This window comes from Halobacillus campisalis, from assembly GCF_030345335.1.
GTDB lineage: Bacteria > Bacillota > Bacilli > Bacillales > Halobacillaceae > Halobacillus_A > Halobacillus_A campisalis.
This window is the reverse complement of sequence record NZ_JAPVRC010000006.1, coordinates 170974-194669: the sequence shown is the minus strand read 5'-3', so window position 1 is coordinate 194669 and position 23696 is coordinate 170974. Positions and strand designations below refer to the sequence as shown.

Genomic DNA, 23696 nt, shown 5'->3' with positions numbered 1-23696 from the left:
AAACATATAAATAATGGAGGCTTAAAATATGAATTCTACGATCCATACTCTTCTAAATCATAGAAGCATTCGCAAATTCAAAGATCTACCACTTACCGATGAACAGATTGATGCCATTATAGGGGCAGCTCAGCAAGCTTCGACCTCAAGTTATATGATGGCGTATTCGATTATAGGCGTAACGGATTCTGAACTTAAATCAGCTCTAGCTGATATTAGCGGTCAGCCCTATGTTAAACAAAATGGGCATCTTCTTGTTTTTTGCGCCGATCTTCACCGTCAAACTCATTTAGCGTCGAATGAAGAATACAGTGAAATGATCGAAAATTTAGAGAACAGCGAGCATTTTCTCGTCTCCGCCATTGATGCGGCGCTGGCTGCGCAGAACGCAGCTATAGCAGCAGAATCACTCGGCTTAGGAATCTGTTATCTTGGGAGCTTAAGGAATGATATAAGCAAAGTTGACCAGCTGCTTGACCTCCCTAAACATGTCATCCCTTTATTCGGTATGGCCATTGGCCACCCGGCCCACCAGCCGGATCTTAAACCAAGACTTCCAAAGAAAGCCGTTTATTTTGAAAATCAATATAAAGAACACGATGAGAGCTTACGAGCATTCGATAAAGAAATCGCAGGTTACTACGAATCTCGCAGTTCAAATAGTCGCACAGATACGTGGACGGAACAGATGAAAAGGCGCTTCATGAAGACAATGCGCATGGATGTGACCGACCTTGTCCAGAAGAAAGGTTTCAATAAACGCTAGAAAGAAAGGATGGAACTCATGTCTGAGAAACTAGTCGCAGCCGCCCGTCAAATTGACGAGGCAGCTTCCATCGTAATATTAACGGGGGCGGGTGTGTCTACAGCGAGCGGAATTCCTGACTTCCGGTCCTCTAAAGGGGTTTGGACTTATGATCGAAGAAGAGAAGATTACATGTCCAGTGAATATTTTGCTTATGATCCCATGGATTTCTGGAAAAAGTACAAAGAGATTTTCCGCATCAAGTTATTACAGGAGTATCATCCCAATCCGGTACACCACTTTATCAAAAACTTAGAAACTGAACATCGGGATGTTAATATCATCACTCAAAATGTTGATGGACTGCATGCGGCCGCACACAGCCGACGAGTTGTTGAATATCATGGTTCTTTGGATAAAGCATCCTGCCCATCATGTGGGAAAGTTTTTACCATCGATTATGTTCTGGAGCATGAAACACCTGAATGTGATGCTTGCCATACTATCATCAAACCAAATGTCGTTTTGTTCGGAGATTTGATTACTGCTCATGACGAAGCCGAAGCCATCATTGATCAAGCAGATTTCCTGATGGTTTTGGGCACGTCACTTCAAGTTACACCGTTCAGTCTTTTACCAGAATATGCAGTAAGCAGGGGGATTCCTTCGCTTTTAATAAATAAAGAACCAACTATAAAAGATTACTTGTTCGATGAAGTCATCACTAAAGATTTAAAAACGGTCATTCCCCAACTTGAACAATATCTTAAGAACGTGTCCTCATCGGAATAAGAGAGGACACGTATCTTATTAAGGATGCAAAGTAAGTTCGCTGCCATCAGATTCGTTAAGAAGTGTCGTGTGATACTTTCCTGAAACCCAATCACCCAGTTGATTGTGATACCACTCACTGCGAAAATGGCCCGCCTGCCCCGGCCCTACTACGTGCTCTGCCTTGCTTGGATCTGCTAGGTCCATTACAAACCTCCATGAGGCCCCATGATCGACAATTCCACTGTTATTGAAACCTGCCGCTCTTACGGTTATCCTGCTTCCACTAACAGGGACAGGAGCACCGGGATTATAAAACCTTTCCAAAAACCCAATGCTCGATAGCGGGTGAGTAAATTCTACAGCGTGCCATTTCCCCCACTCCCAGTCAGCAGGTTCCTGCACCTGTTCTTCCTTCAATTCAATGAGGGTTTCATCGAAAGCCAGCTGGACGACGTTCTCTATACCACCAGCCTCTTCCAACCAAATAGATTCTTCTCCTTTCATACTCGTACGTAGTATTTCATCCGTGGTCTGTCCTGCCCCTTTAAAAAACTCCAACATATCTTTTGGTATCTTCTTTGAAAATATTTGATCTTGTATCGCCAGCATCCACCGGTGAAATATGAGAGGCTGCGGCAAATTTTCTTCATCTTTATAGTTCCAGTCGTTCATTAATTGAATTGTCTCTTCGTTCGAACCTTCGAGCTGGTCCAGAAGATAAATTAGGAATTCTTCAGCCTGCAGGTTCAATACATCTAACTGCATGTCTTTCATATCTTTTGAGGTGTGGTTATCTTTGCCGTTAATCATGTCGATAATACGTTGATAACGGTAAGGTTGTGCCCAATTATGACTTATATGATAAGGGTATTCTACTGTAGTTATTTTATTATTAGCTGTTGCGATAAACCCCTCTTCCGGATTGACGGCACCTGGTAGTTCATCAAACGGAATAAACCCGTTCCATTCATCCTCAGATGTCCATCCTCTTAATGGAAGAAGAGCATCATCAGGGTTCTCATATATCGGAATTCTACCATTTGCTTTGTAGGCTATGTTCCCTTCTTTATCTGCATATACAAAATTCTGAGCGGGTGCTAGGAACTTCTCTAAACCATTTTCGAATTCTTCCCAATTTCTTGCTTTATTGATTTCCAGAATAGCTTCAAGTTCCGTAGTAGGATCAAGAGCCGTCCACCTTAATGACAAGACTGATGATTCACCCGTGTTTTCCGCAAATTCACTGATGACAGGTCCATGTCTCGTTTCTGTAACAGAATAGTCTATCGTATCCTCACCTTTCACCCGTATCGGCTCGTTAATAACCTCCGCTTCTTCCCACTTCTCTTCAAATAGAAATTCATTCTCATTTTCAGGATTTCTTTTTTCCATATACAGCTGCTGCACGTCCGGTCCTACATTTGTTACTCCCCATGCCACATCTTCGTTATGACCTAAAATAATTCCCGGAACACCGGCGAAAATAACACCGGAAACATTGTAATCAGGGGAGTTTAAAGTCATTTGATACCATATGGACGGAGTGGCTAAACCAAGGTGAGGATCATCCGCCAGCAAAGGAGAACCTGATGAAGTGAGGCTCCCATCAATTACCCAATTATTACTTCCATTGAATTCTTGTGGCAGGACGGCACCTTTAAAGCTTGAAGCTATGTCTATTGTTTCTTCATCCAGAATCGTCGGAGCATTTTCGGGATAGGCTGGCATAAGCTCTTCTGCTTCTTCGGGAGAAAACTCTTGCATCGCATAATAGTTAAAAGCCTGTCTCTCCCAATGTCCTCCTAAATCAAAGGCCATGTACTTCCCGATGGTCAATGAATCGACAGGTTCCCAGGGTTCTGGTTCAATTCCCATTAAAATGAATTCTGCAGGTAGTTTGTTTTGATCTACAGCCTGCGCGATGTACTCATTCACGCCTTCCGCAAATGCTTCCAAACTTTTCAAAGCCTCTTCGGAATATTCTTGAATAGACTTTTCCGCAGCCCTCCTTAACCCTAGCGTTCGAAAATACTTATCTTGATCGATGGCCGTACTCCCCACAACTTCACTTAGCGTACCCGATGCCTGCCTTCTTGCAAGCTCCATTTGGAACATACGGTCTTGTGCCTGTACATAACCCTGCGCTCTAAATAGATCTTCATCAGACTTAGCTTTAATATTCGGGACTCCTTGCTCGTCCCGAATAATGCTGACTTCCTCACTAAGACCTTCTAACTTAATTTGGCCGACGGTTTCGGGTAGTGAACGATTTATGTAAGCGTTTACAAATATAAGCGCAGCAGCCATTAGCAACATAATTACACCCGTAATCACTAATGTGACCTTTTTCCAGCGCTTTATTTTTCTCTTCTCGTGTTCAATCTCTTTTAAAGGTTCCATTTGGAACTCCCCCTTTTAAAAAAGCCTGAATTAATTATACCTCAACCACTTTTAATATGTATATATGCCGAAGTAGAAGGTTAATAGACGAACATTAAGGGTACATTCCATTATAAGATTTTGGAGGTGTAACGATGGAAAAGATAAATATTGCAAACACAGATATTACATCCAGCCGAATCGGGTTAGGAACCTGGGCTATTGGAGGCTGGATGTGGGGTGGAACAGATGAAAAAGAGTCCATAAAAACTATCCATTCAGCTTTAGATAAAGGAATCAACTTTATTGATACGGCTCCTGTTTACGGGTTTGGGCGATCTGAAGAAATAGTCGGTAAAGCCGTTAAAGAATATGGGAGCAGAGACCAAATCTCTTTGGCTACTAAAGTGGCTCTGGATTGGAAAGATGAGCAGCCATTTAGAAATGGCACTAAAGAAAGAATACATCAAGAAGTTGAAAACTCATTGAAGCGTCTTCAAACTGATTATATTGATGTATATCAAGTGCACTGGCCTGACCCTTTGACGCCTATTCATGAAACGGCGGAAGCTTTACACTATTTGCATAAACAAGGTAAAATCCGGGCAATTGGTGTAAGCAATTTTTCACCTGAACAAATGGACATTTTTAGAGAAGCTGCACCTATACACACGTTGCAGCCTCCATATAACTTATTTGAAAGAGATATTGAGGGAGACATTTTACCTTACACTCAAAAGCATGACATCACCACAATAACTTACGGCTCGCTTTGCCGCGGTTTACTTTCCGGGAAAATGTCTGCAGACCGTTCATTTGATGGGGATGATTTAAGGAATAACGACCCCAAGTTCCAACAGCCTCGTTTCAACCAGTATCTAAGTGCAGTACAAGAACTTGACGAATTAGCCAAGGAACGTTTTGACAAAGACGTCATCCACCTCGCTATTCGCTGGGTACTTCAGCAGCCGGGCTCTGGAATTGCGTTGATGGGTGGCCGCCGCCCCGATCAGCTGGACCCTGTTGATGGTGTCAACGATTTTTCAATTGATGATGAAAGCATGAAAGATATTGATGAGATCTTAAATAGAAATATCAAAGACCCAGTAGGTCCAGAATTTATGGCTCCTCCTACAAGACAAGAAGTTTAGTATTACGTTCTTTAAATCAAAAGGAAAATCGAGCTCAAAAAATTGAGCTCGATTTTTTATCGTTGATCATTTAAGATATAATCACTTGCAATCATACAGGAGGTCACTGCATTGGATATTGTAATATGGATAATTATCGGTTTATTATTCCTGGCTAGTTTCGCCAGTTTAATTTTCCCAATCATTCCGGGACCGCTCGTCTTATGGCTCGGATTTCTTGCTTACCAATTTTTTATAGACGGCGGAGAATTAAGTATCCTATTCTGGATAGCGATGATTCTGCTGACTGTTGTACTCATAGTATCGGATATCATCGCCAACAGTTACTTTGTTAAAAAGTATGGGGGAAGTAAATGGGGAGAAAGGTCTGCCGCTATCGGCGTAATTGCGGGGTCCTTCATTATCCCGCCTTTTGGCATCATCGTTGTTCCATTTGTACTTGTGCTCGTAGTCGAATTGGCTCAAAAAAGAACAGCAGATGAAGCGTTCAAGGCCGGCATTGGATCGTTATTCGGTTTTCTCAGTGGAAGCTTTGCTAAGGTCATCATTCAATTGATGATGATCATATGGTTTTTTGTAGAGATTTGGATTTAAAAAACAACGGCAGTGCCTGAGAATAGGCACTGCCGTTATTTTTAATCTCTACCCATACCTTTTAAGAGTTGCATAAGCATTGTGATGCTTTTATTGATTTCAGGGTCCTTTAAAGCTTTAGCTAAATCGAAAATGGTCGTTTTTTGCTCAGGCTCAAGTTCATTCATTTCTTTTATGCCTTGGTTCACCCGTCCTGTCGTTTCTCTAATTGCTTTCATATCAAGATCCCCCATTAGGAAGACAAGCTCAGGCAGATTCTCAAAAAGCTGAGTATATTGGTCTTTACTGACTTCATTAACAAGATGCTCCAAAGCTTTTTTCTTTGAATGAGAAAAAGCGTTGGCCGTATCCAGGGTTCCTACTTCATCAAGCGATTTTAACAATTTTATCCCTTTTAAAATTGCTTCTTTATTTTCGGAGACTGCTTCCCTGACTTCATCTAAATCTCTTTCCACCTGCTTCTCTTTAGGAACTTCCAACCTCTTAATATTAGTTATAGATTTAGCCATCTTTATTCACCTGATCTCCTGGGAATATATAATCTTCTCTTTCCCATTTCTCTTCAACCTTAACTCCAACTTGCGGAACGGGTTGGCCTCTTCTGTGATTATTCGTCGGAATTGGTGATTTCCCTTTTTTCTTAACAACTTCCATGCGCACCGCTATTTCTTTATAGGCGGGAGTGTTCGTATCCTTATCCACACGGTTATCTGTTAAGAAGTTTACGGCGGATTTACCATTGGCACTCATAGGAATGAACAATTCATTTCCTCTAACACGGTCAGTGACAGTGACCACACCCGTAGCTTCTCCAGCTTCAGAAATCAGTTTGATTTCAGCGCCTTCATGAATTTTCCGCTCTCTTGCTAACTCTTCAGATACTTCTATAAATGGGTTAGGTGTTTTCTTAACAATACCTTCCACTTTATAGGTCATGTTTCCTTCATGGAAATGTTCAAGAAGTCGTCCATTATTTACATGAAGGTCATATTCCTCTGAAGTATCGTAATCCAGTTCAAAGTCCAGCGGGAAAAATTTAGCTTTACGGTCTTCGAAAGGAAAGCCATCTAAGAACAGTAATGGTTCATCCGTGCCGTCTGCAGCCACTGGCCACTGAAGAGAATCATACCCTTCCAAACGTTCGTAAGATACACCTGCAAATAGTGGCGCTAAGCTTGCGGCTTCGTCCATAATCTCAGAAGGATGATCATAGTTCCAGTCACCACCCAGCTCTTGAGCAATAAGCTGGAGAATTTCCCAATCGGGCTTAGAGCCAGGGAGAGGGTCCAGAACTTTATATAATCGCTGGATCCGACGTTCTGTATTAGTAAATGTTCCTTCCTTCTCAAGACTTGGAGAAGCCGGAAGGACTACGTCTGCATATTCAGCAGTTTTTGTGAAAAATAGATCCTGAACAACGAAGAAATCCAACTTTTCAAAAGCAGCAGTAACGTAATTGATATTTGCGTCGACAATACCTGTATCTTCTCCGATGACAAACATCGAACTTAAATTGCCGTCATGTATTGCTTCTATCATCTGATGGTTATCTTTCCCTGCTTCTTTAGGTATTTCACAATTCCAGGCTTCTTCATAGCGGCTGCGAACTTCATCATCAGTGGTTTCCTCATATCCTGGGAAAAAGTTAGGAATACTGCCAAAATCGCTGCAGCCCTGAACATTATTATGGCCACGCAATGGATACGCTCCACAGCCTTCCTTCCGGTAGTTTCCTGTAAGTAGCAGTAAATTAGAAATTGCAGTACTCGTATCACTGCCACGCATATGCTGAGTGACTCCCATAGCCCAGCATACGGATACCTTACCTGAACGGGCTATATCTTCAGCAACATCTATAAGTTCACCTTCAGGAATTCCAGTCAAATTGGAAGCATACTCCATCGTAAATTGTTCTAAGCTCTGGCGGTACTCTTCAAACCCATTCACCCACTCGTCGATGAATGTTCTGTCCTCTAAACCACGATCTAAGATATACTTGGATACTGCAGAAATCCACACGAGGTCCGTACCTGATTTCGGTTGATAGAAACGATCAGCTCTCGTAGCCATCTCATGTTTTCTAATATCAAATACAAACAGCTTCTGCCCGAACAATTTTTGCGAGCGCTTGATGCGGGAAGCCAATACTGGATGAGATTCTGCTGTGTTTGAACCTATAGTAATTACTAAGTCAGCTTTAGCTATATCTTCAATGGACCCGGAATCTCCTCCATGCCCCACTGTGCGGAATAAACCTTTAGTTGCCGGTGTCTGACAATATCGGGAGCAGTTATCGACATTATTTGTCCCTATAATTTGACGAGACAGCTTCTGCATCAAATACGACTCTTCATTGGTAGCCTTTGAAGAGGAAATGAACCCGATATCATCGGCTCCACGTTTTTCTTTAATTTCTTTGAATCTGCTGGCTACATATGAAATCGCTTCGTCCCATTCAACTTCTTCAAAAGCATCCCCGCGTCTTATTAGCGGTTTAGTCAGTCGTTCCTCGCTGTTCACGTAGTCCCATCCAAATTTCCCTTTTATACAAGTGGAAATCCCATTGGCAGGAGATTCGGCATTAGGTTCTACCTTTAATATCTTACGGTCTTTAGTCCATACATCAAAGGAACAACCGACTCCACAGTAAGTACATACTGTTTTAGTCTTCTTGATTCGTTCTTCACGCATGGCTGCTTCACTATCAGAAACAGCAAACAATGGACCATAGCCTGTTTCCACTTTTTTTGTCATTTCAATCATCGACTTTAAAATGCCCGGCTCCTGATCAGTAAGAAAACCAGCCTCTCTCTCCATACCTTTTTCCATCATTGCATTACATGGACAAACTGTAGAACACTGTCCGCAGTTTACACATGATGATTGATCCATGGGAACATCGTTGTCCCATATGACCCGCGGCTGCTGCCTTTCCCAATCGATGGTCAATGTTTCGTTGACTTGAACATCCTGGCAGACTTCAACGCACCTGCCGCACAAAATGCACTGATCAGGATCATAACGGTAAAAAGGACCGGAATCATCTCTATTATATGGCTTTTCTTCAAATGGTCTCGACTGGTGTTCTAAACCGAACTCGGCCATTGTATTATGTATTTCACAATCGCCATTATTATAGTCACATACTGTGCAATACAGCTCATGGTTTTCTAAAATCCGATCCAGGGATTCTTTTTGTGCTTTGTGAACATGTGGCAGCTGTGTCTGTACCTTCATACCTGCTTCGACTTTCATACCGCAGGCACGTTGAAGTTCCCCATTGATTTGGACGAGGCAAGTGTCGCATGTTTCAATTGGTCCCAACGATTCGTTATAACAAATTTGCGGGACTTGCTCTTCTGTCGTATTAATAAAATCTAATAAGTTCTGCCCTGGATCTGCTAAGTACTCTTTCCCGTTAAGCGTTATCACCGTGTGATCTCTTTCTAACAAAATAACCCCTCCTAATTTAAGTCCAGCTCTGTTGATTCTTCAATGAGTAATCGATTGGAGTGTGTATATATATTCATTCGTTTTCCCCTGGCAAAACCTATCGCCGTAATATTCAGGTCGTCAGCGAGCTCAATAGCCAGATCTGTTGGAGCTGATTTAGATAGTAGGAAACCCAATCTCATTTTTGATACTTTTATTAAAATCTCTGAAGAGATCCTTCCACTGAAGATTACCATTTTTTCTTTTCTAGATATTTTATTTTTGATCATAAAGCCATTCAATTTATCCAGCGCATTATGTCTGCCGATATCGTGAAAAATCAACTCAATACCTTCTCTTGATGCAATGGCTGCCTGATGGACTCCGCCTGTCTTTTTAAAAATAGAGGCTCTCTCCTGAAACGCTTTCATCAAGTTAAGACAATCTTCAGGCTTCACTTTAAAATCATCCATTACTGTTTTAGCCTGTTTTGCATCTGTTTGAAAATAAAAAGCTCTGCTCATTCCGCAGCAAGACCCGATCCACCGTTTATTGGAAGATGTGGAATTAACCTGTTTATGGGTCGTTATGTAAGCATAGCCCCGACCTTTATCGATATGCATAGATAGGATATCGTCTACGTATCTTATTATCCCTTCAGAAGCGAGAAATCCTATGACTAATTCTTCGAGGTGATCTGGTGTGCATACCATAGTAGCGAACTCCTCATCATTCACCATAATGGTTAGAGGATACTCTTCGGCAATTTCATCGTCTGTATGTGTAATTTTTCCATCTTCGTACTTTATCATGGGAATATGACGAGTCTCTCTTTTCATTGTTCCCCACCTCAAATCGACAGTTATATACATTTAACCTTTTTCATCTTTGATTAAACGTAATTTTTATATTGCAATATTAATCAGACCTGCACTTTAATTAACTGCAGACTTAGTATCAGAGAGTTTTACTAGTTTCTTTAAATTCGCTGCTTTAATAAATTCTCACCATCATAAACCGCTGCTGCTACTTTATTATTTTTATAGAGATGTGACTTAGTTAATTACCCACTGTATACTTTTTGCAAATAATTTTTTATATCAATTCCTGCACCTTAAAAAATAATTCCATGTTTAGCATCACCGTTCTTATTTGCTTACTTTTTGTAATACTATACAGTTCTATTATTATCCGATTATGGTACAAGATATTATTAACTCTTTCGTTTGTTGTTTTAAATAGTTACCTTAACTGATCCTTTTACAAAAAACTTTAGAGCCAACAAGAATGAGCATAAATAGAACGGCCAACGCTATATTCAACTCCCCTCCATATAAGCCAAGTAATCTGGCTTCGAAACTGTCGATCAATATTCCGCCTGCAACCATAAATATCCCGACTTGTATATTTGATACAGCTTCTATAACTCCAAACACTTTCCCCAAGTGACTAGGATCTGTTTTTTCCATTACTAAGCTGTCTAAGCAGGCTGCCGTCACTCCGCCAGCTGCTGATATCATGATAAAAAGGAAGCACATAGAAACGATAGAGGAAGACTGACTGGCTAAAATTTGCATCACCCCTTCTACAACAATGAAAAAGAGACTGGCTTTCAGTAACTTCCTTTTATTAAAACGTGCTGAAATATAAAAGCTGATGACAAGACCGATACCAAGAGATCCATACAACAGGCCGATCCCTAGATCTTCCTTTCCAAACGTGTTGCCGCCGTAATAAGTAATTAAAACGTTAAATATCCCATCCGTAATCGGCAGCAAGAATTGGACGAAAAGGACAAACCAAATAATCGGTTTCAAGTTACGGTACCAATCCGATTCATCTTTAGTCTTTTCCATTTGTTTTTTATTTGATTTCAATTCAGGTAATTTTTTTATCCATAAAGCAGCAACCAGAAATGTTAGAGAGTTAATGATAAAAGAAACTTTTGGACTGATAAAAAATGCTACAATACCACCTGTCACTGACCCTAATATGAGTACGACTCCTATCATTACTTGTTCCAATGCGTTCACTTTAAGAAGCGATTCCTTTTCAACTAATGAACTAATAGTGGATTTTCTAATGGGCTGATAAAAGGCCTCTCCACAAGCAAGCACGATTACTGCAGTGTACACAACCCATAACCCTTCCTGATTTTCAACGAACAAAAATAACAGAGCGAAAGGAAAACGGATACTATCCGTTAGTATCATGAGTGTTCGTCGGTCATAACGATCTGCTAACCTGCCGCCTAATGGAGGTAAGATGATATACGGTATGATGCGTGCTCCCATCACGAGACCTACCATCAGCCCTGATCCCGTCAAATTCAAGACTAGTGCTAACACGGCCACTTGACTGAAGCGGTCACCAATCCCATTAACAATTCCAGCTTGAAATAAATACTTATATTGATGACCTTTTAGTAAATGAAACATAATAACCCCACCATAATTAGATATTCATCTAATTAGTTTCCTGAAATAAAAGTTCCGACCTATGTCAGAACTTTTATTCTATAAACCTATTTCATTTTGACTTTTTAGCGCTTCACAACGAGCGGCCACATTTCCTTAGGGTTCAATTCATATTTACCCTGTTCACGGTACATGAATTGATGCATAACCCATTCTCTTCTAATCGCTGCGTAATCCTCATGGAATGTCAAAACGTATTCATTCACTTCTTGCTCAGTATATAACTTCCCGTGCTCGAAACCTTGAACGAAATAAGAAAGAACGACGAGCTTTTTCTTAAGTTGACTCGGAATTCTCGTCAATTTCCCTTCCCTGCTAATAAAACTTCTCATTACTTTGAGCTGATCTGTTTCAGACATATACATCTCTTCTTGTTTCAATGGATCATCTCCTAACCTTAGAATTGCTGTAGCCATGAACTCAAGGCGTTTAGCATCTAAATAAAAATAAATCGTGTTCTTATCTCTCCTTGAATAAAGTATCCCTGTGTCTCTCAATTTCTTTAAATGATGAGTGATGGTAGGAGGTCTTAACCCTAATTTATGGGCAATGGCCTGGCCGTGAAGAGGACCACTCTTTAGCAGAGATACTATTCTGATCCTGGTTGGGTCACCAATTGCTTTATAAAAAGAAATCATTTTATCCAGTTGCATAGGATACCTCCTCTAGTTAGATTAATATCTAATTAGATGATAATCTATTTATGTTTTATATGCAATAAAAAAAGCTGCCTATTTAAGCAGCTTTAATCGCCCATCTGTTTTAAAAAATGCACAACTTCCATATCAATCCATCCTTGCTTCTGTTCTCTCTCTTCGAAATTTTCTGTATGAAGGAAAGTAGTTACCCCTTTATATAAGTCGATGTCGTCTGGATTAGAATTCTTCAAATAACCGACCCGATACAAGTGATAACTAACTTTTTCCTTCAAATCCCCCTTCAGCTGTTTGATTTGCGCAGGATTAGATTCTGCGAAATATAGTTGGTGAAGGAAATAAATCCTCTCCAATTCTTTAATAGGTTCTTGATGATCATCTACTCTTAGATCTACTAGAACATCACTTAGCCCGCCATATCCACCTTTTTCCTTTACAACGTAAAGAGCTGCAGATTGTTTACCTCGACGATCTCCTCCAGCTTTTTGTGCAGATTTTAATGCTTCCAGCAGCCTTTCGCTTAAATTACCTTTTGCATTTTCAAAAGCCTTCCCCATTTTAGTAACAGTTTCCTCATTCACTAAAATGTTTCCCTGGGCAGCAAAATGTTTGCCGGTGATACCCCCGGCCCAGTCATAACAGTCATCTCCTGTATAAGAAGCTGCATTCCCCTGAAAATCCACTACTCCAATTTGCCGTTCACTCGCTCCGGGATCAGACTTGATTAATTGATCAATGGTCTGTTCAGCATTCAAGCCTGAGCTTAAGTGCTCCAAGCCATCCGGTCCATAAGCAGGATTGGCAAAAGCCTGAGTAGCTACTGCGCCGACACCAGCTTTTGCATAAGGTACTACAGCACCTACACCAAGAAATTTTGATTGAACGGCTACACCCACCTCTCCTGTACTCGGATCTGCTGCGACAATAGAATATGTAGCAATAATATGCCTCAAACAATCACTCCCCTTTTCTACAATTATTCGACTTTCTTAATAGAATACCTTCAAAAAAGAAATACTGTGTTAGCTTAGCGAACGAAGACAAGGATATTTCTTACCCTTATCTAATCGTGAGATACCGCAACGCGTTAGCCCGGGGAAGATCACCTTATGCCCATGGAAAGCGAGTAATTCCCCGGGCTTTCAAGCTCCATCCTTAAAAACGGAAGCACCCGAATACCTTGAAGATGATTCTTTATGATAAAAGATTATATGAAGAATCAGAAAAGCGTTGTAAGAGCAGTAAAAAAGCTGTCGATAAATTTATCGACAGCTCTGCCTATTTAATATGTGGTAAACCACGTCCACTTCTGAAGGTAGTACGTAATATATCTTCCTATCGTCATATTATCTTGATATTCTTCATAGTCAGCCGTGTAATTTCCGTCTTCATTGGACCAGATACGCGTAAAGTATTCATCAACTTGTTGGAATACCTCTTCCTCAGAAGGCCCTATAATTCTTACATCCGCTTCAAGATTTAAGTTGGATAAATTTCTTCTTGTATAGTTACCTGAACCAGCGATAATCACACTTTCAGCATCTCTGTTTATATATAGCATTTTTGTATGATATTGCTCCATGTTCACGTCGTACCACTTAAGGTTAATGTTATCGTTTCCAAGCTCCTTCATTTCAGCTGCTACCGGTAAATTCGGAAGCCCAGATTTTTCATGTCCGAATGATTGCTTGTTCGGGTCCATGACAATGTTCACTTCGGCACCACGGTCAGCTGCTTTATCGAGCTGATCGATAATATTCCTTTCTGCTAAGTAATACATGCCAAGCCATACCGTATCACCAGATTCCGCTTTGGACAGCTCCTCAACTACAGCGTCTAATATTTTCCTTTCAGTAATATACTGCGCCTCTAAATTACCTGCTTCTTCTCCAAAGTCTCGGTTTTCATACTCCGGAAAATCAGCTTCTCCTGAAAAATTGACGACTGCCTCTTCTGCTTCGAGAATATCTCCAATAATAGGTCCAGTCATTTTAAAAGCGACATTTTCATGAAGTCCGCTCTCATTATGAGGATTCGCCGTAGACACCATGGCAGCATCTTCTGTAACTAGTACTTTCCTGTGGTTCGCCTTTACGTTTAAAAGTTTTAAGTAGGATCTGAGGGTAACATCTGGGGCCTCTTTTGAAAATGGATTAGCAATCCATCCATCGCCGCTCGTACCCATCCAGCTGAAAAAGACCCTCCAAATACTAGAATATACAGGATTTGAATCCCTTAACCTATTTAAATCTGTCAATACTACATCTACTTCATGGTCTCTAAGACGATCAATTTCTTTTGATTCGTAGGATCCATACACCGTATTAATTTCATCTGTTATAAATATCACTTTCATATCCGGATGTTTTTCCTTTTGTTCTATAATATGGTCTGTTAGTTTTCCAGCGATATTAGGGAATTTATCGCCATCATCGCTATAGCTGTTAAATAAGAACATATCAATGACAATAAAGTCTTCAGCTTCTGAAATGACTTTATTGATTTCTTCAAATATCTCGAGTTCGTGCACGACTTCACCATTTTCGTCCTCATAAGTCAAGTCTTTATAAAATTCTATGCCTTCAAGGTTCCTGAATTCGCCTTCATAAGACGTCCCTTCTGGTAAACTTTTCCACGACACATGGTACGCAGTAACTACAGATAATAAAAGGATAATTCCAACCATTATCCAAAACCATTTTTTCTTATGAATATTCTTTATTTTTTTCAACTCCAGCGCCCCAATCCTTAACTCCATCATGTACAAGCTATCCTTAAATTAAAGGTAACATTCCTTCATATAAAAGTATATGTGGAAATAAAAGGGCCTGTCTGATTAATATACGTAATCAGACAGGCTTATGGTCAATTATGCACTTTGGGTTAAGAGGGAAGGACGTTTTAGGAATAGTAAACCAAGAACGATCGTACTTACTATAAATGCCGGGAGCATATAACCTCCATTATAGATTAATGAGTATAACCATACTGGCTGTCCTTCAGGAGCAAATTCACCATAGAATACAATTCCAGCCACAAAATGACCAAGAAAACGGAATAGACTACCTATGAAGGCTCCGGCTATCACCCATGTCATCAATTTCTTTTTACGATGAGCTGCCGCTGCATCCCATACTGGCTTAGCAAATACTCCAGCCAGGCCTATCACTCCGAAAGCTACAATATAATCTAGTAGGGTCTGGAGAGGAGTTACCATTATAGCTCCGAATAGAATTTGATAAATACCTAATAGTACACCGGTTAAAACTCCACCGCTGAGCCCCCACCTGAAGGCCATAATAAATACCGGAACCATGGCAAAAGAAACTGATCCTCCTTGTGCCCACAGCTTGAATGATAGAAATGGTATAACGTCTAGTAAAATAGCAAGTGCAGAAAAAATTGCTACTTCTACTAGAAACAAAACTCTTTTGTTCCTCATTTTGTATCTCCCCTTTTTAAAGACACAAAAAAAGCAATGCCAAAGGGGAAAGCTTCCTGATGGAGGAATCCCGTGCATCGCCATCAAAAAAGCCACCATCCCTGCGTCAGTACTAACTGACAGGTTCGAAGGGTCTGAACTACACGTTCACTCTCAGCGCAAAGGCTCCCCCTGAAGGCTCATATTTCGTTTGCTTTTCTTGCTATACTTATATTATATACGATGAGAATAACTGTGACAAATGTTAGCTAAGGTACGATCGTAACGGGGATTGTGGTTGACTGCAGCACACCGTAACTGACACTTCCGAGAATGGCCCCTTTCACGCGCCCAACTCCTCTTGTGCCCATTACAATAATATCGGCGTCTGAATCACTTGCTTCTTCAAGAATCACCTGATCAGGGATCCCCATTCTTTTTCGCAGTGTATAATCTACATCACTGTCTTTCAAAAACTCTTCTGCCCTATCAAAAGACTCTCGTGCGGCGTCATCCAAGTAAGACTTGATTTGATCTTGCGTTGCAAAGCGTCTTACATTTCTCGTATTATAATCGAATTGGACATTCAGAATGATCAGTTTACTTCCATCTTCCTTAGCTGTATCCACCGCATATCTCAATGCACGCTCTGAACTAGGTGAAGCATCAAAAGGTACAAGCAGAATTTTATTCATTTCTACCCCCTCCTTACTTCTATTATACTTGAAATGGTGAGAATGAGCCATGGCATCCAAGAATTCACAAAAGAGCTGAAATACGTAATCACCTCGTAATTATTTTGCGTTAGAATACATCACGAAAAATTCCAGGCTTCTTTCAATGATAATGTCCTGATCGTTATCCAGTGTAGCCACATGGTAGCTGTTATCTAAGTGAATCAGCTCCTTATGTTCTGATAAGACCGTTTCAAATACCATCTCTGAATTCTCAGGAGGGACAACGTGATCTTCTTCGGATACAAATATAAAAATCGGGCAGTGAATTTTCGCTAATTGATCGTGCACTTCCTTCATCAAAGTCAGCAAGTTTTGAATCGAACGGACAGGCGTTCTTTGATAAGCGAGCTCTTCAATTCCTTCTTTTTTTATATCCGAACCAATGGCAGCAATAAATCGATCATCTGTCTGTTCTACTATGTTTTCCATAGCTGGTATGTCGATTGCTGCGTTAATGGGAACAACCCCTGCAATTTTATCATAACGAGCAGCCATACTTAGAGCCAGAGTCCCACCCATCGATAAGCCTACAGCAAATACTTTAGAACACCTCTTTTCCAGCCACTGAAAAGCACTCTCGACCGACTGTATCCAATCACGGTAAGTGGTTTCTTCCATTTCTTCAGGAGACGTCCCGTGTCCTTTCAAACGAGGAGCAGCAATGCTGTACCCTTCTTTTGCATATGCTTCTACTAATGGTTTCATACTTTGGGTTGTTCCTGTAAATCCATGACAAACTAATATACCTATTTCGTTTCCTTCGTGAAAAATTTCCTCTGCCCCTTTTTGAACTTGATGTACTGTCATTTATCCCTCTCCTTTTTATAGAGTATTTTATTGAGCACAGTCTTTTCAAGAAAAGACCATGGCAAACACCTTTTTAACAGAATGTTCATTCGAACACCCGGACCGATAGGATAGCGAAGTTTTTTCAAGGTGTTTTTCTCAGCCAACTGTCTTAAGAGAAGGGCTACCTTACGGGGATCTTCATGTGTTTCACGATTCAACGCTTTCCATAACCCTTTAGTATACTGATAATAAGGAGAATCAGGATGATAAACCGCCGGGGGCAGTTCTAAACCTGATGACCAGATATTCGTTTCGTAAGAACCTGGTTCTATAAGCGCCACATCTATGCCAAAAGGTTTCAATTCAAAGCGCAGGCTCTCAGACAACCCTTCAAGCGCATGCTTTGAACTCACATAAGCTGAGAGACCGGGAAAGCCGATCAGACCACTAATACTACTGACATTCAATATTTTACCGTATCCTTGACTTCTCATTTTAGGAAGTACGGCTTTAGTGACTCGAATGACTCCAAATACATTTGTTTCGAATTGACGCCTGTAATCTTCAATTGGAACCTGTTCTAGAAAGCCGCCTAAAGCAAACCCTGCATTGTTGACCAATACGTCTATGCGCTCCATTTTTCCAACAAGATTGCTAAAATGCTGTAAAGAGGATTCATCGGTTACATCTAATTTCCATACCGTGATATTTTCAAGAACCTCATCAGTAAGCTGAGATTGCTTGAAAACATCCAATTTCTCAGGATTACGTATCGTAGCGATTACTTTCATTCCTCTTTCCGCACATTTTACCGCTGTATGATATCCAAAACCGCTCGTTGCCCCAGTAACCAGAACCGTAGGCTGCATCTTAACCCTCCGTTCGGTAAATCTTCTGTTCTATCATCTCTTACCCTTTTTCGCTCTTATGTAAATCCGTTTTGTAAAGATAATCCACTTTTAAAGATTGTCTTTTCATTTTTAAATTTATAGATTAGCTATTGGGAAAAATAAAGTCGGGCTATGTGAGCAATTTTGGATTTGGATATGATTACCCTGGACGGCATCTTCACCATCATAGTAGTAATGTTTATCGTATTAATCACTGAGGCACATCCTTGTACAAGGTATCAAGTTCCTGGTTTTAAGTTTTGACGCTGATCTCCCCTTTTATTACAATTGAAACTAACGAAAAGAGAGAGGGGATTCTCATGCCCGTTTTAAAAATTGAAGAAGATACAATCAATTTTGCTTATTACAAGAAAGATGATGTATCATTTGTAAAGATATATTTGGACGATCTCAATGGCGTAAGTGTTACAGCTCATACTGATAAATCAGAAGAAGATGTCAAAGCCTTCCTGAGAAAAAAGAAGAATTGGCTTGATGAGAAGTGGAAAAAGCTCCACCTCGATCTTTATACAGAGAATGAACTAAAAGAGAATGCTAAAATCGCATACTTAGGCAGAAAATACAAATTGAACATAGAAGAAACGACTAGTAAAGATCCTGGTTTCACTTTTCATAAAGGTAAATTTAAATTTACATGTCCTCATTCTCTTTCAAAAAATAAACAAGAACAAACTTTCACCCAGCTAATGGAAAATTGGTTACAAAAAAAAGCTGAAGAAAAATTTCCTCAGCTTTATCAAGGCGCACTGATGGAAAACGATCAGTACCGCTTGGGCGTAAAAACAGATTCAGCCATCTACTTAAATTGGCGCTTGGTCAAACGTTCCAAGCAGGAGATCTCAAAAGTCATTGAAGATTTAAAACAAGAAAAAACCTACTAAAAAGTGTAGAGCTGAAGCTCTACACTTTTTTAATGAGTGAACCTGTTAAATTTCCGTGTTGATCTTAATATAAGCTCTTTTTTCTTGAGTACTCCTTTTCGAGACTTTCCTATGGCAGTAATGACGGCTTTAGTAGGCATGCGTTGAACTTTCTCATGCTTCGCCTTCAGGGCTCTTACTTACCGTGTTTATCCCACAGGAGACTCTCTACGCTCCCATGGAAAGCGAGCCGTTCCCCACCACCAGGAAACACTCACTAATATCTAGAATCGAGTCTTCAACCATCCATCCGTACCATTCTAAATGAATAATAATAAACTTAATGACATAACCATCATTCCCGCCACAACACCATAAATGGAGAGATGGGCCTCTCCATACTTACGGGAAGCTGGCAACAATTCATCCAAAGAAATAAAGACCATGATCCCAGCTACACCAGCAAACAATATACCAAACATCAAATCATTAAGGAACGGCATTAATAACAAATAAGCTGCAAGTGCGCCTACTGGTTCAGCAAGGCCTGATAAAAACGATAACTTAAATGCTTTTTTCTTGTCTCCTGTAGCGAAGTATACAGGGACTGAGACGGCGATACCTTCTGGAATATTATGAATGGCAATGGCTACAGCAATTGCAAACCCAAGTGACGGATCCTGGAGTGTCGAAGTGAAAGTTGCAATACCTTCAGGGAAGTTATGAATAGCTATTGCCAGAGCAGTAAATGTTCCCATTTTTAGAAGTTGCTTATTTTTAATCTCTTCAGGCGACTTCGACATATCCTCTACTTTCTTAACCTCATGTGGATTACCCTGCTTAGGAATTGCTTTATCAATGAGTGCGATAACTAGCATTCCTCCAAAGAAGCTGGCCACATTCACCCAGTTCCCAGTTACATCTCCTAGCGCATTCACTAGTGATTCTTGAGCTTTAAAGAAGATTTCCACGAAGGATACATAAATCATGACTCCTGCCGAAAATCCTAAAGCAAGGGACAGAAATCTTGTATTTGTGGTTGAAGTAAAGAAAGCTAGAATACTTCCGATACCTGTAGCCAATCCGGCCATTAATGTAAAACCAAAAGCGAGCAGCACGTTTTCCATAAAATACCTCTCCTTCTCCATATCTGTTTATCTAAATTTAGTTTAGTACAAAACTTTCCTTAGTGCAACTTTTTTAGTTATAGGTATATTTTATGTAGGCGGGTAAGTTTTGACACTTAAAAAAAGACCTCATTTTGAATTTCTTCAAAATAAAGTCTCCCTTGGTTCATCTACTTCTTGACCATCAAGGTAAAGAATTATCAATCGATCACTTTCATAAACTAACTCATACTTATATACAGTTATTTCCACTTCGACATCAACCGTTTCCTCAACACCTCGCGAAAACCTTAATAGTTCGTATTTTCAAGGTTCTATTGCATTAAGATCTTAAAAATTCAGTTTTTCGTTTTGATTCTGTTGTAAACGCACGACCACCTTTTAGCTTACTGCATAAAATAATCAAACCACCTGAGAGGAGTGTTGATCATGAGTGGTCGTCCAAACAAAAAAGATGCCCAAGATTCATCAAGAACAAGGAAGAGCTGCTGTGGAAAAAAGCGAAAAGGAACAAAATAATAAAAAAAACAAAATTAATCTAAATAGCTCAGATATCTAGGATAATCTAAAATTACAAACGAATTACCATACGATCAGAATGCTAGTTTCACTGGCAACACGGAAAAAAGCTCGGAGTCCATCTATGGCTCCGAGCTTTTTAACATATAATGTTTATTCAATGAAAGCTCTATTACCGGATGACTTAGCATTGTTCCTAAGAATTGATATTGGCGAGCTATTAAACTTATTAAATGGAGGGTGAGTACTGAAAAAGCACACCAATCAATATAAAAATCGAGTATAAAATCATCGCGATTTCATACTCGACTTCATCTGAAAAATATATAGTTTATCCGAACTTCTTTTTTTGGACTGTATCCAAATTCGCTTTTTTACCAGCTAAACGATTAGCAATCGTAGTAAGCGCTCCGTCCCCAGTCACATTTGTTGCTGTTCCAAAGCTGTCCTGAGCTAAATAAAGAGCGATCATCAAGGAAACCATTACTGAACTGAAACCTAGCATACTTTCCAGTAATCCTACAGCTGCCATTACTGCTCCTCCTGGAACTCCTGGTGCAGCTACCATTGTAACTCCTAGCATAAGAATAAATGGAAACACATCCATAAAACTAGTAGCTTGTCCTTGCATATACATGACAGCCATTGCACAGCTGGTAATTGTTATTGTACTGCCGGCTAAGTGCACATTGGCTAATAAAGGTACGGCAAAGTCTGCTACTCTCTCTCTTACACCAATCTGTTTCGTATGCTTCAACGTTACCGGAATAGTAGCGGCAGAAGACTGAGTCCCTAATGCTGTAAAATATGCCGGCGTCATTTTTTTAAGAAGATAGAAAGGATTCGCTCTATGCATAGCACCTGCGACCCCATATACAGAGACTAAATAAATAAGATGCAGAATAATGATCATAACGAACACTTTAGCAAACACACTTAAAATGGTCGCTACCTGACCAGCATAACTCATGTTAGCAAAAATCCCGAATATATGGAAAGGTAATAATGGGATGATAATTTTCTCAATCACTTTATATATGATTGAGCGGAATTCGTCCATTGTTTTATAAAGAGTATTCCCTTTAACTACTGTCATTCCGACACCTATGATAAAAGAGAATATTAAAGCAGCCATAACATCGATCATAGGAGTCATTTCGACCGTGAAGGAAGCTTCTACTAATGATTCTTCTGGATTAGACATTTCATTCGAATCCTGGGTGTTTAAAATGGCAGGATAAAGGTTGGAAGCAGCAAGATAAGCTGCCACACCTGCCAGTACAGTAGAAAGGTAAGCCAGCCCTGCGGTAAGGCCAAGCATTTTCCCAGCGCCTTTTCCTATAGAAGCTATGCCTGGAGCGATGAAGCCTATGATAATGAGCGGAATGACAAATCCTAGAAAATTATCGAATAGACCTGTAAAAGTGGCAAAGAGTTCAATCGCCCCTTCTGGCACTACTAACCCAATAACAATACCTAGAATGATAGCAATAATAATTCTTGCAAGTAATGGTACTTTCTTCATCACATTTTCCCTCTCTTTTCAAAAGATTTAGTCAATTAAAGTAGTGCAGAGTTTTTTCTTCATCCACATTAACGCACATATTCTATTTTGTGAAGGGGAAAATTACTTTGAATAGCCTTTAATAGTCAAAAAAATCAAAAAAGCGCTTACCTTTTCAAGGTGACTTTTGATATACAGCTTTGTCATTAAAACGTAATGTTTTTGTAGTGCTTTTGTATTTGTTATAAATCTATCCCCTTGATATAATTCAATGAGTGTCAAAGAGAAAGGGGTAAAAAGTCATGAAGTTTGCCATTATATTGTTTTCTTTTATGTCCTTTTATACTTTAGGAATACTAGGCTTTAATCCTGACCCTTCTTATATCCAAGCAGATGAAAAAGCAGAAATGAAAGAAACAGCCCTTTCTGAGAAATCAGAAAAACACCAGAGATTTATAAATGATGAAAACGAAAAAGAAGTTATAAAAACTGTGAATGTTGAGGCTACTGCCTATACAGCTTTTTGTGAAGGTTGCAGCGGCGTTACGAAAACGGGAATAGACTTGAGAGATAATCCTGATCAAAAAGTCATTGCTGTAGACCCTGACGTCATTCCTTTAGGTTCTAAAGTCCATGTTCCTGGCTATGGTGAAGCCATTGCGGGAGATACAGGCGGAGCAATTAAAGGTAACCGTGTGGATTTGTTCATGAAAGAAAATAGTGAAGCAATGGATTATGGACGTCAGCAAATAGAAGTGGAAGTTTTATCTTCCTAAATAATAAAAGGCAGCTCTTTTCAATTAAGAGCTGCCTTTTATTATTCTTTTGAAAATTTCGTACGTTGTGTGTACTCACTCAAATAATAACTTTCAACACTGGACGTATGAATAGATACTCCATCTTCTAAGAACCACCACTCACCTCTGTCCAGCTGCTTCGAAATAAATTCCATCGTTTCTCTCTCAGTCATCTCTTCACTTAAGTCCAAGTCATGAGTTACAACTCGGCCGCTTATGAGAAGAAACACTACTTTCCAATCTCTTTTGCTTGATGCCATTAATGTCACCTTCCTTTATGTATTCGTATAAATCTTTTCCCTATTTAATTAGAGGTTAATCTTTATTTTTATTATTTTCAAAATCCTGATTAGTTTTTACCATTTTATAAAGATGAATAATCGAGAAGTAATCAAAACCTGTCGTCATAACCCGTTCATGATGTTATTTTCACATGGACTTTTCGTGATCTAGGCCCATCAAACTCACAGAAATAAATTCCTTGCCAGGTCCCGAGCAGAAGCTCTCCGTCCGTGATGATAATGGTTTGTGCATGCCCTACCGTACTCGTTTTCATATGAGCAGCCGTATTGCCTTCCATATGCTTATCTTCCGCTTGCTCCCATGGGTATACTTCACGGAATCTTCTCAACATATCTGTTTTTACATCAGGGTCGGCATTTTCATTAATTGTAATTCCAGCGGTTGTATGCGCTGAAGATACTATGACCGTCCCTTCCTTTACACCTTGCTCGCGCACCCAATCAGAAATTTGGCTGGTTATATCAATCATCTGGTCATGGTGGTCTGTTTTAACCGGAAAAGTTTTTAACACAATATCACC

At 39.9% G+C, this 23696-nt stretch carries 22 protein-coding genes and 1 riboswitch; of the genes, 6 read left to right on the top strand and 16 right to left on the bottom strand.

The genetic code is table 11. The features are described 5' to 3' along the window. Positions 1–28: 28 nt before the first annotated feature. Both nfsA and O2Q26_RS13815 read left to right on the top strand, forming a co-directional pair. The gene (gene nfsA, locus O2Q26_RS13820; protein ID WP_289216448.1) at positions 29–766 is read left to right on the top strand and encodes an oxygen-insensitive NADPH nitroreductase; all 738 of its coding nucleotides are present in this window, start codon (positions 29–31) and stop codon (positions 764–766) included. An 18-nt stretch (positions 767–784) separates the two neighbouring features. After that, entirely contained in the window at positions 785–1537 is a 753-nt protein-coding gene (locus tag O2Q26_RS13815; RefSeq protein ID WP_289216447.1) for an NAD-dependent protein deacylase, read from the top strand. Between the two features lie 18 nt (positions 1538–1555). On the opposite strand, the gene O2Q26_RS13810 is transcribed toward O2Q26_RS13815, so the two are convergent. Further along, positions 1556–3919, bottom strand: coding sequence for a penicillin acylase family protein (locus O2Q26_RS13810; RefSeq protein ID WP_289216446.1), 2364 nt, complete (start codon positions 3917–3919; stop codon positions 1556–1558). A gap of 134 nt (positions 3920–4053) precedes the next feature. On the opposite strand from O2Q26_RS13810, the gene O2Q26_RS13805 reads away from it, so the two are divergent. Next, a complete protein-coding gene (locus tag O2Q26_RS13805; RefSeq protein ID WP_289216445.1) occupies positions 4054–5049 on the top strand; it encodes an aldo/keto reductase in 996 nt (331 codons plus the stop codon). Positions 5050–5160: 111 nt separating this feature from the next. Beyond that, on the top strand, positions 5161–5643 hold the full coding sequence (locus tag O2Q26_RS13800) for a DUF456 domain-containing protein (protein ID WP_289216444.1): 483 nt from the start codon (positions 5161–5163) through the stop codon (positions 5641–5643). A 41-nt stretch (positions 5644–5684) separates the two neighbouring features. Here O2Q26_RS13800 and O2Q26_RS13795 read toward each other — a convergent pair whose 3' ends face one another. The 11 genes from O2Q26_RS13795 to O2Q26_RS13745 all read right to left on the bottom strand — a co-directional run bounded on the left by O2Q26_RS13795 (position 5685) and on the right by O2Q26_RS13745 (position 18024). Then, positions 5685–6152, bottom strand: a complete 468-nt coding sequence (locus O2Q26_RS13795) for a helical membrane plugin domain-containing protein (protein ID WP_253934583.1) — start codon at positions 6150–6152, stop codon at positions 5685–5687. Then, positions 6145–9096 (bottom strand): formate dehydrogenase subunit alpha, encoded by a 2952-nt coding sequence (fdhF, locus tag O2Q26_RS13790; protein WP_289216443.1) that lies wholly within the window; start codon positions 9094–9096, stop codon positions 6145–6147. The genes O2Q26_RS13795 and fdhF overlap by 8 nt, the downstream gene beginning before the upstream one ends. 11 nt (positions 9097–9107) lie before the next feature. Beyond that, positions 9108–9914, bottom strand: a complete 807-nt coding sequence (fdhD, locus tag O2Q26_RS13785) for a formate dehydrogenase accessory sulfurtransferase FdhD (RefSeq protein WP_289216442.1) — start codon at positions 9912–9914, stop codon at positions 9108–9110. Between the two features lie 408 nt (positions 9915–10322). Beyond that, positions 10323–11513 (bottom strand): MFS transporter, encoded by a 1191-nt coding sequence (locus O2Q26_RS13780; protein WP_289216441.1) that lies wholly within the window; start codon positions 11511–11513, stop codon positions 10323–10325. A 104-nt stretch (positions 11514–11617) separates the two neighbouring features. Beyond that, positions 11618–12205 carry a DUF2087 domain-containing protein gene (locus tag O2Q26_RS13775; RefSeq protein WP_289216440.1) on the bottom strand — a complete coding sequence of 196 codons (588 nt, stop codon included), beginning with the start codon at positions 12203–12205 and terminating at the stop codon, positions 11618–11620. Between the two features lie 92 nt (positions 12206–12297). After that, entirely contained in the window at positions 12298–13161 is an 864-nt protein-coding gene (locus O2Q26_RS13770) for a DUF1028 domain-containing protein (protein WP_289216439.1), read from the bottom strand. A gap of 329 nt (positions 13162–13490) precedes the next feature. Then, the gene (locus O2Q26_RS13765; RefSeq protein ID WP_289216438.1) at positions 13491–14969 is read right to left on the bottom strand and encodes a phospholipase D family protein; all 1479 of its coding nucleotides are present in this window, start codon (positions 14967–14969) and stop codon (positions 13491–13493) included. Positions 14970–15077: 108 nt separating this feature from the next. Further along, a complete protein-coding gene (thiT, locus tag O2Q26_RS13760) occupies positions 15078–15650 on the bottom strand; it encodes an energy-coupled thiamine transporter ThiT (RefSeq protein ID WP_289216437.1) in 573 nt (190 codons plus the stop codon). A gap of 81 nt (positions 15651–15731) precedes the next feature. Continuing rightward, a riboswitch (TPP riboswitch) is annotated at positions 15732–15832 on the bottom strand. A 66-nt stretch (positions 15833–15898) separates the two neighbouring features. Beyond that, the gene (locus O2Q26_RS13755) at positions 15899–16324 is read right to left on the bottom strand and encodes a universal stress protein (RefSeq protein ID WP_289216436.1); all 426 of its coding nucleotides are present in this window, start codon (positions 16322–16324) and stop codon (positions 15899–15901) included. Positions 16325–16423: 99 nt separating this feature from the next. Beyond that, a complete protein-coding gene (locus O2Q26_RS13750; RefSeq protein WP_289216435.1) occupies positions 16424–17173 on the bottom strand; it encodes an alpha/beta hydrolase in 750 nt (249 codons plus the stop codon). After that, on the bottom strand, positions 17170–18024 hold the full coding sequence (locus tag O2Q26_RS13745; RefSeq protein ID WP_289216434.1) for an SDR family oxidoreductase: 855 nt from the start codon (positions 18022–18024) through the stop codon (positions 17170–17172). Before O2Q26_RS13745 ends, O2Q26_RS13750 begins: the two co-directional genes overlap by 4 nt. Before the next feature lie 341 nt (positions 18025–18365). Here O2Q26_RS13745 and O2Q26_RS13740 point away from each other — a divergent pair, with 341 nt between their 5' ends. Continuing rightward, positions 18366–18947, top strand: a complete 582-nt coding sequence (locus tag O2Q26_RS13740) for a YgjP-like metallopeptidase domain-containing protein (protein WP_289216433.1) — start codon at positions 18366–18368, stop codon at positions 18945–18947. A gap of 299 nt (positions 18948–19246) precedes the next feature. Here the strand turns inward: O2Q26_RS13740 and zupT are convergent, their stop codons facing one another. Both zupT and O2Q26_RS13730 read right to left on the bottom strand, forming a co-directional pair. Then, on the bottom strand, positions 19247–20053 hold the full coding sequence (gene zupT, locus O2Q26_RS13735; protein WP_289216432.1) for a zinc transporter ZupT: 807 nt from the start codon (positions 20051–20053) through the stop codon (positions 19247–19249). Positions 20054–20903: 850 nt separating this feature from the next. Then, positions 20904–22097, bottom strand: a complete 1194-nt coding sequence (locus O2Q26_RS13730) for a dicarboxylate/amino acid:cation symporter (RefSeq protein WP_289216431.1) — start codon at positions 22095–22097, stop codon at positions 20904–20906. Positions 22098–22378: 281 nt separating this feature from the next. Between O2Q26_RS13730 and O2Q26_RS19090 the strand changes: the two genes are divergently transcribed. Next, positions 22379–22852 carry a 3D domain-containing protein gene (locus O2Q26_RS19090; RefSeq protein WP_352232252.1) on the top strand — a complete coding sequence of 158 codons (474 nt, stop codon included), beginning with the start codon at positions 22379–22381 and terminating at the stop codon, positions 22850–22852. 41 nt (positions 22853–22893) lie between these two features. Here O2Q26_RS19090 and O2Q26_RS13720 read toward each other — a convergent pair whose 3' ends face one another. Further along, positions 22894–23133 carry a hypothetical protein gene (locus tag O2Q26_RS13720; RefSeq protein WP_289216430.1) on the bottom strand — a complete coding sequence of 80 codons (240 nt, stop codon included), beginning with the start codon at positions 23131–23133 and terminating at the stop codon, positions 22894–22896. A gap of 155 nt (positions 23134–23288) precedes the next feature. Next, a complete protein-coding gene (locus tag O2Q26_RS13715; protein ID WP_289216429.1) occupies positions 23289–23687 on the bottom strand; it encodes a secondary thiamine-phosphate synthase enzyme YjbQ in 399 nt (132 codons plus the stop codon). Positions 23688–23696 lie beyond the last annotated feature (9 nt).

Coding starts and splice junctions, on each gene's coding strand:
- nfsA (WP_289216448.1), top strand. CDS start 29: ATGAATTCTACGATCCATACTCTTCTAAATCATAGAAGCATTCGCAAA.
- O2Q26_RS13815 (WP_289216447.1), top strand. CDS start 785: ATGTCTGAGAAACTAGTCGCAGCCGCCCGTCAAATTGACGAGGCAGCT.
- O2Q26_RS13810 (WP_289216446.1), bottom strand. CDS start 3,919: ATGGAACCTTTAAAAGAGATTGAACACGAGAAGAGAAAAATAAAGCGC.
- O2Q26_RS13805 (WP_289216445.1), top strand. CDS start 4,054: ATGGAAAAGATAAATATTGCAAACACAGATATTACATCCAGCCGAATC.
- O2Q26_RS13795 (WP_253934583.1), bottom strand. CDS start 6,152: ATGGCTAAATCTATAACTAATATTAAGAGGTTGGAAGTTCCTAAAGAG.
- fdhD (WP_289216442.1), bottom strand. CDS start 9,914: ATGAAAAGAGAGACTCGTCATATTCCCATGATAAAGTACGAAGATGGA.
- O2Q26_RS13780 (WP_289216441.1), bottom strand. CDS start 11,513: ATGTTTCATTTACTAAAAGGTCATCAATATAAGTATTTATTTCAAGCT.
- O2Q26_RS13775 (WP_289216440.1), bottom strand. CDS start 12,205: ATGCAACTGGATAAAATGATTTCTTTTTATAAAGCAATTGGTGACCCA.
- O2Q26_RS13765 (WP_289216438.1), bottom strand. CDS start 14,969: ATGATGGAGTTAAGGATTGGGGCGCTGGAGTTGAAAAAAATAAAGAAT.
- thiT (WP_289216437.1), bottom strand. CDS start 15,650: ATGAGGAACAAAAGAGTTTTGTTTCTAGTAGAAGTAGCAATTTTTTCT.
- O2Q26_RS13755 (WP_289216436.1), bottom strand. CDS start 16,324: ATGAATAAAATTCTGCTTGTACCTTTTGATGCTTCACCTAGTTCAGAG.
- O2Q26_RS13750 (WP_289216435.1), bottom strand. CDS start 17,173: ATGACAGTACATCAAGTTCAAAAAGGGGCAGAGGAAATTTTTCACGAA.
- O2Q26_RS13745 (WP_289216434.1), bottom strand. CDS start 18,024: ATGCAGCCTACGGTTCTGGTTACTGGGGCAACGAGCGGTTTTGGATAT.
- O2Q26_RS13740 (WP_289216433.1), top strand. CDS start 18,366: ATGCCCGTTTTAAAAATTGAAGAAGATACAATCAATTTTGCTTATTAC.
- zupT (WP_289216432.1), bottom strand. CDS start 20,053: ATGGAAAACGTGCTGCTCGCTTTTGGTTTTACATTAATGGCCGGATTG.
- O2Q26_RS13730 (WP_289216431.1), bottom strand. CDS start 22,097: ATGAAGAAAGTACCATTACTTGCAAGAATTATTATTGCTATCATTCTA.
- O2Q26_RS19090 (WP_352232252.1), top strand. CDS start 22,379: ATGAAGTTTGCCATTATATTGTTTTCTTTTATGTCCTTTTATACTTTA.
- O2Q26_RS13720 (WP_289216430.1), bottom strand. CDS start 23,133: ATGGCATCAAGCAAAAGAGATTGGAAAGTAGTGTTTCTTCTCATAAGC.